At 40.3% G+C, this 12,104-nt stretch carries 11 protein-coding genes; 1 reads left to right on the top strand and 10 read right to left on the bottom strand.

Annotated features, from left to right (window positions below; translation table 11 throughout):
* Nucleotides 1–487: 487 nt before the first annotated feature.
* The 3 genes from M3189_RS17470 to M3189_RS17460 form a co-directional block, all read right to left on the bottom strand.
* Nucleotides 488–1,321, bottom strand: coding sequence for a YitT family protein (locus M3189_RS17470; protein ID WP_251635828.1), 834 nt, complete (start codon nt 1,319–1,321; stop codon nt 488–490).
* A gap of 211 nt (nt 1,322–1,532) precedes the next feature.
* Complete coding sequence (locus M3189_RS17465) at nt 1,533–2,252, bottom strand: GntR family transcriptional regulator (protein WP_251635826.1); 720 nt, start codon at nt 2,250–2,252, stop codon at nt 1,533–1,535.
* A 118-nt stretch (nt 2,253–2,370) separates the two neighbouring features.
* Complete coding sequence (locus tag M3189_RS17460; protein ID WP_251635825.1) at nt 2,371–3,207, bottom strand: sugar phosphate isomerase/epimerase family protein; 837 nt, start codon at nt 3,205–3,207, stop codon at nt 2,371–2,373.
* A 200-nt stretch (nt 3,208–3,407) separates the two neighbouring features.
* Here M3189_RS17460 and M3189_RS17455 point away from each other — a divergent pair, with 200 nt between their 5' ends.
* Nucleotides 3,408–4,394, top strand: a complete 987-nt coding sequence (locus M3189_RS17455; protein WP_251635817.1) for an SIS domain-containing protein — start codon at nt 3,408–3,410, stop codon at nt 4,392–4,394.
* A 122-nt stretch (nt 4,395–4,516) separates the two neighbouring features.
* Here the strand turns inward: M3189_RS17455 and M3189_RS17450 are convergent, their stop codons facing one another.
* The 7 genes from M3189_RS17450 to atpD all read right to left on the bottom strand — a co-directional run bounded on the left by M3189_RS17450 (nt 4,517) and on the right by atpD (nt 11,939).
* Nucleotides 4,517–5,359 (bottom strand): PfkB family carbohydrate kinase, encoded by an 843-nt coding sequence (locus M3189_RS17450; protein ID WP_285889719.1) that lies wholly within the window; start codon nt 5,357–5,359, stop codon nt 4,517–4,519.
* Nucleotides 5,360–5,424: 65 nt separating this feature from the next.
* On the bottom strand, nt 5,425–6,438 hold the full coding sequence (locus tag M3189_RS17445; RefSeq protein ID WP_251635813.1) for an SIS domain-containing protein: 1,014 nt from the start codon (nt 6,436–6,438) through the stop codon (nt 5,425–5,427).
* 117 nt (nt 6,439–6,555) lie between these two features.
* Nucleotides 6,556–7,455: a carbohydrate ABC transporter permease gene (locus tag M3189_RS17440; RefSeq protein ID WP_251635811.1), complete on the bottom strand. Its 900-nt coding sequence runs from the start codon at nt 7,453–7,455 to the stop codon at nt 6,556–6,558.
* A 3-nt stretch (nt 7,456–7,458) separates the two neighbouring features.
* Nucleotides 7,459–8,334, bottom strand: a complete 876-nt coding sequence (locus M3189_RS17435) for a carbohydrate ABC transporter permease (protein WP_251635809.1) — start codon at nt 8,332–8,334, stop codon at nt 7,459–7,461.
* Nucleotides 8,335–8,425: 91 nt separating this feature from the next.
* Nucleotides 8,426–9,706: an ABC transporter substrate-binding protein gene (locus M3189_RS17430; RefSeq protein WP_435368098.1), complete on the bottom strand. Its 1,281-nt coding sequence runs from the start codon at nt 9,704–9,706 to the stop codon at nt 8,426–8,428.
* A 382-nt stretch (nt 9,707–10,088) separates the two neighbouring features.
* Nucleotides 10,089–10,496, bottom strand: a complete 408-nt coding sequence (locus M3189_RS17425; RefSeq protein WP_251635807.1) for a F0F1 ATP synthase subunit epsilon — start codon at nt 10,494–10,496, stop codon at nt 10,089–10,091.
* A 21-nt stretch (nt 10,497–10,517) separates the two neighbouring features.
* A complete protein-coding gene (atpD, locus tag M3189_RS17420) occupies nt 10,518–11,939 on the bottom strand; it encodes a F0F1 ATP synthase subunit beta (RefSeq protein WP_251635805.1) in 1,422 nt (473 codons plus the stop codon).
* Nucleotides 11,940–12,104: the final 165 nt, after the last annotated feature.

Genomic DNA, 12,104 nt, shown 5'->3' with positions numbered 1-12,104 from the left:
GACTGGCCATCCTCATTCCACCCCCATAAATCCACTTCTTTTAACAAACCCCTGACATAAATTTACTCCTTACCACCTCTTACCTGCCATTCCCCCTCCCCCACCTGCATAATCCACTCCCTTACCTGCATTTTCCTCAACTTACCTGCCAATCCCCTTTGTTTACCTGCCTAACCAATTCCACACCCCTACTAACCTTAGATAAAGCCAGTCGCAAGACTGGCCATCCTCATTCCCCCCCATAAATCCCCTTCTTTTAACAAACCCCCGACATAAATTTACGCCTCACCACCTCTTACCTGCCACTCCCCCTAACATATCTGCATAATTCTCTCCCTTACCTGCATTTTCCGCAGCTTACCTGCCAATACCCTTTGTTTACCTGCCTAACAAATCCCCCCAGCTAAACACCAAAATAGCCAGTCGAAAGACTGGCCTTCACCATTTCTAGGAACAACAAAAAAGGACAGAGTCCACTCTGCCCCACTCAGCTAGCCTTATACCCCTTCCCAATCACTTCCTGAACATGATGGACGGTGACATAGGCGTGCTCGTCAATTTCACTAATCATATTTTTCAACCGAACAACCTCTTGCCGGCTAATCACAATATAAAGAACTTCCTTATTATCACCAGTATACCCGCCTCGCCCTTCTAGCACGGTAATACCTCTGGACATATTTTTCGTCACCCTATGCAGCACTAATTGTGGGGAATTCGAAATAATGAAAACTGCCACCTTTTCCTCGAGGCCATCCACAATAAAGTCGATGACCTTAGCACCGATATAAACGGCAATGAGGGTATACATCGCTTTCACTAGTCCAATGATAAAAACAGAACCAGCAACAACAATGATATCAATCAGTAAAATGCCCTTTCCCATGCTCCAGCCTAAAAATTGATTCGCCAATTTCGCCAGAATTGTGGTTCCACCTGAAGTGCCCCCAGCACGGAAAATGATTCCTAAGCCTCCACCAACCAAAAGTCCAGCAAAGATTGACGCTAATAACGGGTCATCCGTTATCCTTTTACCCGTCTCCTCCGTGATATACATAAAAAGAGAACAAGAAAAGATAGAAAATAACGTATACAGAATCGCTCTTTTTTCTAAAAATTTATATCCAATCAATACCAGCACCGTATTGAGGACAAAATTCACCATTCCGGGGGAAAGGTCAAATAAATAATGTGCAATTACAGTCAGACCAATAATCCCGCCCTCTGACAACAGGTTTGGAATCGTAAAATAGTTGATACCTACTGAAAAAATGAGTCCACCAAATAAAATGTACAGACATTCTTTGACCGATTTCCACATTGTGATCTACTTCCTCATGAAAAAATTTCAGTTATCTCATGTCTGTCAATGTTTAACTGTCCTACTGCTTCAAGATAAATTTATAACTCTCGCCAACAATATACTGCTTTCCGATGTGAACTGGCTTGCCATTTTCGTCAATTTCCACATTGTGATCTACTTCCTCATGAAAAAATTTCAGTTATCTCATGTCTGTCAATGTTTAACTGTCCTATTGCTTCAAGATAAATTTATAACTCTCGCCAACAATATACTGTTTTCCGATGTGAACTGGCTTGCCATTTTCGTCAAATACCATGGTTTCCATATAAAACAAAGGTTCCCCGCTCGCAACGTTCAACAGTTGAGTTTCTTCTTCACCAGCCCTGACAATCTCCAAAGAAGTTTCACCGGCATCCGTTGGTCTTACATTCAGCTTTTCTTCCAAAACTTTATAGACGGACGCATCCAAATCTTCATTTAATAACGGATGAAACTCTTTATATGAAAAATAGTTATTCTCAAGCATAATTGGTGAATCACTCGCATATCTGATTCGTTGAATAAATAAAAGAGCATCACCCTCATCAAGTTGAAGCAGCTTTTGATCTCTTGGGGTTGGCTGGATAATTTCCTTTTTAATCACTTTACTGCTAGGTATCAAGCCATTTGCCTTGCAGGCGTCACTAAAGCTTAAAAAATGAACAATTTTCCTTTCTATCTTCCGCTTGTTTACAAAGGTACCCTTACCTTGCTTTTTCACCAGATACCCTTCTTCTACCAACTCAAGAATCGCTTTTCTAACGGTGATTCTACTAATTTTATACTCTTCACTTAACTCTAATTCAGTTGGAATCTTGTCACCAAATTTTAACTGACCATTAACAATAGAGCCGCGAATCGATTCTTTCAATTGGATGTATAAAGGAACTTGATCATCCTGTTTTAACATATATTCCACCTGCCTAATATTTGATAAAGTAAAGGCTTACATCATTATTTTAAGTAATACCTACTTTATCCTTCGTACTACTAAGTATATAGCTTTTATTACATACTATCAATTTGTTTCATCCATCTATCACACTTGAAAGGACCTTCAAAGACCGTTCCATCGCTTCATCTGGATTTCGCACATATTGATAGGAAGTATATTCTAAAGTTAGATAGCCTTTATACCCAATTTCATTTAATTGATGGATGTAGGTCTCTAACGGTAAAACGCCGTCTCCCCAGACCAAATGACCTTCTGGCTTACCATCTATAAAGTGAATATGGACTAAATCCTCTCCTATTAAATGAAAGTATTTCTCAAAATCCTCATTCGCTAACGCCATTGGAATCGTATCAATCATTCCTTTTAGGTTTGGAGAATTGACTTCATCTAACATCCTTTTTAAAGATTTAGAATCATAAACCAAATTGGACTCTACTCTTGTTAAAGGTTCAAACGCAAGGGTTAGGTCTAATTCAGCTGCAACAGTTGATAACCTTTCCAATGAATCTCTCGTTCTTTTCCAAGCCTCGTCCGGTTCCTCATTTTCATAGCCCCAGCCTGGAGTCACTAGGAGCATCGGTGCGCCTAATTCCTTAGCAGCCTCAGCTGATTTGATAAAATACTGAATACTTTTCTCACGAAGACTCTCTTCTTTTGCAGCGAGATTGACTGGGTATACACACTGCTCGGGTGTGAAACAGACTATCGATAAATCTCTTCTATTAATCTCTCTTTTTATATTTCGAATTTCGTGGAGACTCAAATCATTAACATAAAAATGAGGAGATGCACCCCATAATTCGATATTTTTGCATTCATAGCGAACCATAGCATCTAGAAAGTACTCCAGCGGGTAGTGCTTATAATGAAAGTTCATCCCAGCTACCTGATCCATCGTAATTTTAGCCATCATTCCAACCCCTTCCCTTTAAAAAGTATAGTATTAAAGTTAATATAACATCATATTACGTTATACGTCAATGTGGTATAATTTAATAAATCAAATGTTCAAAAAAGATTGACAATTAAATAGCTGTGAATTAATATAATGTTATATAATGTTATATTATATTTTAAACCTTCCAAAAAGAATTTAAGGAGGAAACATGAATGGTAAATTCACAAGTAGTTGTAGATCCACAGGTTCAAAATGTATTAGAGGCATTGAAAGGACGTACCATTAACCACGTATATTTTGTAGCTTGCGGGGGTTCTTCTGCGATTATGTACCCAAATAAGTACATACTAGACCGCGAGGCAAAAAACCTTACATCAGATGTTTATAGTGCCAATGAATTCATTCATCGTAATCCTAAAAAACTTAGCGAAAACTCACTTGTTGTCCTGTGTTCGATGTCTGGTACAACACCTGAAACTGTCGCTGCAGCAACATTTGCCCGCCAAAAAGGCGCTTTAACGGTTGGATATACCAACCAGCCAACCTCACCATTAGCTATTGAAAGTGAATTTGTTGTTAAATACGAATGGGGTACTGAATCTGTTGCCTTTAATACCAACTTAGGACTGCTTTACCAATTAACATTTGGTGTCCTAAATGTGTTAGAAGGAAATGACAAGTTTGATAAAGTAATCAATAGCTTAACAAACCTTCAAGCTGTATTTGAAAAATCAGATGTACAATATAAAGAGCAGGCGCTCCAATTCGGTCAGGAATACAAGGACGAAAAAGTTATTTACACTATGGCAAGCGGAGCAAACTATGGAATCGCCTATTCTTATGCCATTTGTATCCTAATGGAAATGCAGTGGATTCACTCCAACGCTATTCACGCAGGCGAATACTTCCATGGACCATTCGAAATTATCGATAAAGATGTACCTTTCATTATCCTTCTTGGCTTAGATGAAACACGTCCACTAGACGAAAGAGCTTTAGACTTCTCGAAAAAATACGGCGAGAAATTGGTAGTTTTAGATGCTAAGGATCTAGATTTAACGGGTGTCGATGAAGAGTTAAAAGGCTACATCGCACCGCTGGTATTAAACAACGTGCTACGCCGATATGCAGAACAATTAGCAGAAGCCCGCAACCACCCGCTTTCAAAAAGACGTTATATGTGGAAAGTAGAATACTAATAACAAGAGCTCCTCGAGTTTCAACTCTAGGAGCTTTTTTCTTTTCAATCACACTGACTCTCAAATTTCCAACAACAAAAAAACCTGCTCTCTACCAGAACAGGTCCCTTCTATCCTAAACACTAACAAAGCACTATCTTCCTTGCTCGCTTCTTCCCGTGGCCAAAGGCGCCAAATCGCTGACAGGTTTCAGATGCCGCAGCCGCACCCTTTTCCATCGCTTCCTGTGCATCGCCATGTACGATGTATTCCTTTAAGAACACAGCCACAAAGGTATCTCCTGCTCCTAATGTATCCACAACCTCGGTTTCGACGATACCTTGTTTAAACACCTGTTTTCCATCGGAGAAGAGCGACCCTTCAGAACCTCTCGTAACAATCACATTGGGTGTTCCCGCTGCATGAACCTTTTTTATAAAATCTTCACATTCAGCAGCCGATAAATCTCCACCAGAGAAAATCGCAAACTTCACATGCGGGCAGACAAGGTTCAAATATTCCTCATCACGGATGGTTGAAAAATCAAATGAGATAGTAATGTACTTTTTTAATAAGGGCAGTTCTTTTTCGATATGGCTAAACACACTTGTATGGAGTAGTGAATAGGTGCCAATACGCTCTAGGTCTTCCTTTGTAAAATTCAACTTCAGGTGCTTTTGAATACCGCCTTTATTAGAGCCGACAAAAATCCGGTCACCCTGCTCGTCCAAAGACACAACCGCCTCCCCTGAAGGTCCATACGCACGGCGCACTTGAGAAACATCGATATCTTCTTTCTGTAACGAGTCGATAATATGATCGCCTTCTTCATCGTTCCCGATGATGCCTATGTAAGCAACCTCCTCGATTCCGTAACGTTTCCAAAAGACTGCTACATTTAATGCGTTTCCACCCGGGAACATCTCCTGGCGATCATCGTAATAATCCACTACATTATCTCCAACCGCTATCAGCCTCATCCTCAAAACCCTCCCAATAAAAATGAATAAGAGAAAGATACAATAGTTTATTGTATCTTTCTAGGTATTTTTTAATAAGCCACTGTTCGATAGTATCTTCTAATCTCTAAATTATGATTTCGCTTATCTTCTAAGTGAACGCTCAATCTTTGCAGCAAAGTAGACGTGACAATGGGTGACAGGTATTTTCTAAACTCTTCGCTGATTCCTGCTAACTCATAATCGGCCGTATCAATGACGGTCAGTTTCTTTGTATACTTTTCAGCAAAGCGCTCGACACGGTCCATCAGCGGACGCGTTTCGTCCTGACCTTTTAGTAATAGCATGCTTGTATCTTCCTCAACAATCTCCAATGTCCCATGGAAAAATTCCGCCGCATGAATTGATTTTGTCTTAATCCATTGCATTTCCTCTAATACACACATCGCATAGGAGTAAGCACGGCCCCAGGTTGTACCAGAACCCACCACCAAATGATAAGGCTCATCTTTGTACGTAATCGCAAAGTTTTCTGCATGAGGTTCAAATTGTTCCTTAGCCTCTATTAACTTCTCAGGTAAGACCTCTAATTGAGCTGCAAACTCCTCATAACGAGGAAAATCACCATTTTTATTCATAAGCTTAAAAATCAAGTGATAAAGCACCAATTGGTTGGAATCACTAGCAAAATCATTTTCCGCAAAATTCACTAACGGGTAATCAACGATATCTGCCAGCGGCTGGTTGTATTCACCCGTTAAACCAACTGTTATGGCTCCAAGCTGTTTACAATATTTTGCTGCTGCGACTGTTTCTTCTGTTGTACCTGATAACGAAGATAAGATGACTAATGATTCTTCACTTAATTGCTTATGATTTTGCAGCACAAGCTCTGCTGCAATCTCTGCATAGGCTGGAATTGTTGATGTTGAGTTAATCATGTATTCGAAAGGATAAAATGTAGCCACTGCCCCGCCAGATCCAATTAGAAAAATGTTTTTGAACCCTTTTTCAAAGACCTTGCCTGCAACCTTTTCAATTTCTTCCCTTAATCCTATCGCTCCACCGGTTACCTTCAAATACTTTTCTTTACTAAAATTCAACATCAATTCCACTCCCTTTTAATAATACGTTATATAACGTTATATAAATAATAGAATGATTACCCAATTTAGTCAATACCAGTAAATTATTTTTTACAAAGGGGGGGAAATCCCCCATCATTATCCTTTTACACTGCCGTCCGCTAAACCACGGACAAAGTATTTCTGCATTAACATAAAGACAACTATCAATGGCAGTGCCGAAATCACCAAGCCAGCCATTAACACTCCCCAATTCGTATTAAGCGCATCTTTAAACACTAATAAACCAGATGTAATCGGCTTAACAGCTTCCGTTTGAATGAAAATAAGCGAAAACAAGAACTCATTCCAAGCGTAATAAGCGGTTAAAATCACCCCGGTAAACAAGATTGGTTTACTCATCGGTAAAAATATTCTTCCAAATACATCTAAAGTTGTTGCCCCGTCAAGGTAAGCTGACTCTTCTAGCTCCTTAGGAATGGATAGGAAAAAGGAGCGAATTAACAAGACGGTTAAAGGTATTCGATAAGCAGTAAATGTTAAAATCAATGCCCAATGCGTATCAAATATCCCCATTTGTTGAATTAACTCATAAAGCGGAATTAAACTGCTTTGCGGCGAAAACATCAAGCCTGCTGAAACAAATAGCAACAGAAACTTTCCACCTTTGATTTGAAAGCGCGTCAACCCAAACGCACACAACGCACTGATTAACACCGTTAACAAACAGGTTCCTACGGTAATAATTACGCTATTAATAAAATAGCTGGAAACACCCTGCTGCCATGCTGTTGCATAATTGGAAAACAACCATTCCTTCGGCAGTCCCCAGCTATCATTGAAAATATCTGCCGTATTTTTAAAGGAATTGATTACCATCCAAAATAACGGATAAGCAATTGCAATAAAATAAAGGAGGAGGAAAACAAAGATTAGTCCGACAACGACTGGCGTGCCTGGTCTACGTAATTTCGACTTCAACCTGATCTGTGTTAGCTTTACTTCCGGGCTCTCAACCTCTGACTCTACCGGCTTCATTTTTTACTCCTCCCCCGTTTTTAAGACCTTATTCTGAACAAAATAAAAGATTAGTGTAATCCCCAAAATTACATTGGCAATCGATGAGGCAAACCCTGGTTCACTATCAATGAACGCTTTCTGATAAAGATATGTACTAAAGACTTGTGATGAGTTAGCAGGACCACCACTCGTTAATACATATACTTCACTAAACACTAAGAACGATCCTGTAACCGTATAGATTAATAATACAAAGGTCATTTCTTTTACTTGCGGGACCGTTATGCTGAAAAAGGTACGGAGTTTCCCAGCTCCGTCGATGGTAGCTGCTTCATATAACTCCCCAGGTACTTTTTGGACGGCTAGCACAAATAGCATGACCGCATACCCGATACTCTGCCACTGCGAGACAAATATCACCGCGAAGATTGCTGTTTTTGGATTCCCGAGCCAGCCTTCTGCCCATTCACCTAATCCGATTGCACGCAAGAAACTATTAAGTAAACCTACTTCAGGGTTATAAATAAAACTAAAGAGAATCCCAATTACCGTCATCGAAATCAAAACCGGGATAAAAAAGCTTGTCCGAAAGAAGGTAGAAAATCTCCTGAATAATTTGTCTTCTAAGATGGCGGCAATCACTAATCCAAGCCCAACTTGAAGGACAACGGAGATCACAGCGTAGAAAAGATTGTTCTTTAGCACGGTGTAAAAGACAGGGTCTTTAAAGAGGCGTGTGTAATTTTCGATTGATACAAAGCTTCTATCTAAAGTAAACGGGTTCCATTCATAAAAACCATTTACTAAATTTCGAACTAATGGATAGTACACAAATAAGGATAGCATAAGTAAAGCTGGTGCAATATAGAGTAGCGGGATGATCCGTGTTCTGCGCATTTATACCCCTCCCATCAAACATCTAGTAAAAGTCGGTTTATAGGAAACTAGTTATCTATAAACCGACCATTTAATAGACTGCATCTTTCTCCTATTTTTTCACTTGTTTTGCTGCCTCTTGAACACTCTTCATAACTTCCTCTGGTGTCATCGTACCGCCTAACATTGCTTGTACACCATCGCCATATGGCTTGAACACTCGGCTGTCTAAGGCGCTATCGGCCCAAATTAACATATCTCCTGCTTCGATAATCATATCCATAGCCTTCACTTCTTGTTCACTTGCTGTATCTTCGTTTACGGCACCCTGAACAGTACTAGCAAAACCTGTATCCTTGATTAACTTTTCACCATTTGCTTTAGACGTTAAAAACTTCAAGAATTTCATTGCCTCTTCAGGATGTGCTGATTTCTTCGTTACCATAAATCCTTCAGGAGCACCGATGATTCCTTCTTGGTCCCCCTTGGCACCCTCAATGGTCGGAACCTTGAAGGAACTCCATTCAAACGGAGCATCATCTAAGAAAGAAATTTCAAGCGTTTCTAAAAGAATCACTCCCGCTTTACCGCCAATGAATAAGTTTCTTGTTTCATCATGTGCAGAGGCATTTGGATTTTCATTTAAATATGGTTTTAATTCATTCAGCTTCTCTAAAGCTTCCACATAACCAGGGTCCGTAAACTCTGCACCTTGGTAACTAAAATCCTTATCCAATACTTCACCCGGAACAGTTCTTTGATTTAATGCCGTTACATAATGAGCCGCAGCCCAAGGTGATTTATTACCTAGAATTAATGGCGTTGTACCACTACCTTTAAGTGTTTCAAGTACTGTGATGAACTCATCCCAAGTAGTTGGCGCCTTAAGATTTAACTTATCAAAAACCTCTTTGTTGTAGAAAAATAACTTACTATCGGTAAAAAGTGGTACGCCGTACACTTTTCCGTCCTTCTTGAAGTGTTCCACCTGTGACTCAATTAATTGGCCAGACCACCCAGTGTCTGCTGCGTAGTATTCGGATAAATCTAACGCCACACCATCACGGATAAACTTCTCACCATATTCTCCTACCCAGCTGAAGAAAATATCTGGGGGATTCTTACTGCCAAGAATGACATTCGCCTTTTGTTTGTAATCATCATTTAAAGCTGTTACCTCTTCAACATTAATATCAGGATTCTGTTTTTCAAACTCTGCAATAACTTGTTTGTAATAAGACTTATACGGCTCATTCGGCCAACGGTGGAAAAAGGTAATCGTAGTTTTTCCATCTTCTGATTTTGAATTAGAGCTCTGTGATGAACATCCTATTAATAATGACATTACTACTAAAATACTGATTGCTAGAGTCATCCAACGTTTCACAAACATACCCCCCAATATTTCTTCTTGTTTTTGAAAAAAGGTTATAAAGCGCTTACAAGTTATTTTTGTCCCTATCAGCCTCCAGACTAACCTTCAAGATGTACTCTTAGATGCCCTGTTGTATTATAATATGATATTACATTATATAACCTTTAGAGTCAATATCTAAATTGGGGGAACTTTCAAACAATTTTTAATAGACTGCGGCAGAGACGAAAAGGTCTCACCTTTTTCAATATAAGTATTCTACGATAGTTCATTATTAGCCTAAGTTACCATAAATCCAACCCTAGGAACAGATGAAATATTATTTATTTAATAGCTTTTTTAAAAAAAATAAAAAACCCCGCCAGTCCGTCGACTAAGCAGGGGTTTCTATCTATAACTATTATTGTTTTCCTGTAACCGTTAGACGGTTAATGGCACGCTGCAGGGCTAATTCAGCACGACGGAAGTCGATGTCTTCCACTTTCTGATCTCTCATACGCTGCTCGGCACGTTCTTTCGCTCTTAGTGCACGTTCAACGTCGATATCCTCTGCTTTTTCAGCGGCTTGGGCTAGAATCGTTACTTTATCAGGACGGACTTCTAGGAAGCCTCCGCTCACTGCAATAAGATCCTGCTCCTTGCCATTCTTCTTCATGCGGACTACCCCAATTGCTAAAGGAGCAACCATTGGAATATGTCCAGGTAAAATACCTAATTCACCACTTTGAGCCTTCGTAATAACCATTTCCACATCAGACTCATACACCGGGCCATTCGGAGTAACAACACTGACTTCAATCGTCTTCATTTTTTACCCTCCTGACAGGCTTTAGGCCTCTACACCCATGCGTTTTGCATTTTCCACTACGTCTTCAATACGTCCAACTAAGCGGAATGCGTCTTCTGGAAGGTGGTCATACTTACCTTCAAGGACTTCTTTGAAACCACGAACCGTTTCTTTTACAGGTACATAAGATCCTGGCTGGCCAGTAAACTGTTCAGCAACGTGGAAGTTCTGTGACAAGAAGTTTTGGATACGACGTGCACGAAGTACCACTAACTTATCATCATCAGAAAGCTCATCCATACCAAGGATTGCAATGATATCTTGTAATTCACGGTAACGTTGTAAAGTTGATTGAACTTGGCGCGCTACATTGTAATGCTCTTCGCCAACGATTTCAGGTGACAATGCACGAGAAGTCGAAGCAAGTGGATCCACCGCAGGGTAGATACCCATTTCAGATAGCTTACGCTCAAGGTTAGTAGTCGCATCTAAGTGAGCGAATGTTGTAGCCGGAGCCGGATCCGTATAGTCATCGGCTGGTACGTAAATCGCTTGGATAGATGTTACAGAACCTTTATTAGTAGAAGTAATACGTTCTTGTAAACGACCCATTTCAGTAGCAAGAGTCGGCTGGTAACCTACGGCAGAAGGCATACGGCCGAGTAACGCCGACACTTCCGAACCTGCTTGCGTGAAACGGAAGATGTTATCCATGAAGAAAAGAACGTCCTGTCCTTGCTCATCACGGAAATATTCAGCCATTGTCAAACCAGTCAGGGCAACACGCATACGTGCTCCTGGCGGCTCGTTCATTTGTCCGAATACCATCGCTGTTTGCTTGATAACGCCTGAATCCGTCATTTCATGGAAAAGGTCATTACCTTCACGTGTACGCTCACCAACACCAGCGAATACCGAAATACCGCTGTGCTCTTGCGCGATGTTATTGATTAATTCCTGGATTAATACCGTTTTACCTACACCGGCACCACCAAATAGACCGATCTTACCACCCTTAATGTATGGAGCAAGCAAGTCTACTACCTTAATACCCGTTTCAAGAATTTCTACCTCAGTAGAAAGATTTTCAAACGTTGGAGCTTCACGGTGAATCGAATCACGGCGCTCACTCGCTGGAATTTCCTCGTTAAGGTCAATAACTTCACCTAGTACGTTAAATACACGGCCAAGAGTTACGTTCCCAACCGGTACAGAAATAGCTGCACCTGTATCAACAACATCCATTCCACGCATTACACCATCAGTGGAAGCCATTGCAATCGTACGAACCGTATCGTCACCTAAATGAAGGGCTACTTCAAGAGTTAAGTTAATATCAACTTCTGACTGATTCTGCGCTTTGTACTCAATACGCAAAGCGTTATAAATCTCAGGAAGCTGACCGTTTTCAAACTTAACGTCAATAACCGGACCCAAAATCTGAAGAACGCGTCCTTTATTCATTATTTTCCCTCCTATCTTACTTTCTCACAAACCCTTTTTTAAAAAGGAACCTGTGAATCGCACTTAACACGTTATCGTCCTGATATGTAGTCGGGAACGATGAACTCATTCCCGCGACTCGCAGAACTTATCAAGGCCCCTAAATGGGGTTCATTTTAAATAAAA

Source organism: Neobacillus niacini (assembly GCF_023715415.1).
GTDB lineage: Bacteria > Bacillota > Bacilli > Bacillales > Cytobacillaceae > Neobacillus > Neobacillus niacini_C.
The sequence above is the reverse complement of the archived record's forward strand: the minus strand, read 5'-3'. Positions and strand labels throughout refer to the sequence as shown.

What these genes read in the sequence shown, in the direction of transcription:
- M3189_RS17425 (WP_251635807.1), bottom strand. Translation starts at nt 10,496, where the DNA reads ATGAAGACGATTGAAGTCAGTGTTGTTACTCCGAATGGCCCGGTGTAT.
- M3189_RS17445 (WP_251635813.1), bottom strand. Translation starts at nt 6,438, where the DNA reads ATGTTGAATTTTAGTAAAGAAAAGTATTTGAAGGTAACCGGTGGAGCG.
- M3189_RS17465 (WP_251635826.1), bottom strand. Translation starts at nt 2,252, where the DNA reads ATGTTAAAACAGGATGATCAAGTTCCTTTATACATCCAATTGAAAGAA.
- M3189_RS17440 (WP_251635811.1), bottom strand. Translation starts at nt 7,455, where the DNA reads ATGAAGCCGGTAGAGTCAGAGGTTGAGAGCCCGGAAGTAAAGCTAACA.
- M3189_RS17470 (WP_251635828.1), bottom strand. Translation starts at nt 1,321, where the DNA reads ATGTGGAAATCGGTCAAAGAATGTCTGTACATTTTATTTGGTGGACTC.
- M3189_RS17435 (WP_251635809.1), bottom strand. Translation starts at nt 8,334, where the DNA reads ATGCGCAGAACACGGATCATCCCGCTACTCTATATTGCACCAGCTTTA.
- M3189_RS17455 (WP_251635817.1), top strand. Translation starts at nt 3,408, where the DNA reads ATGGTAAATTCACAAGTAGTTGTAGATCCACAGGTTCAAAATGTATTA.
- M3189_RS17460 (WP_251635825.1), bottom strand. Translation starts at nt 3,207, where the DNA reads ATGGCTAAAATTACGATGGATCAGGTAGCTGGGATGAACTTTCATTAT.
- atpD (WP_251635805.1), bottom strand. Translation starts at nt 11,939, where the DNA reads ATGAATAAAGGACGCGTTCTTCAGATTTTGGGTCCGGTTATTGACGTT.
- M3189_RS17430 (WP_435368098.1), bottom strand. Translation starts at nt 9,706, where the DNA reads ATGTTTGTGAAACGTTGGATGACTCTAGCAATCAGTATTTTAGTAGTA.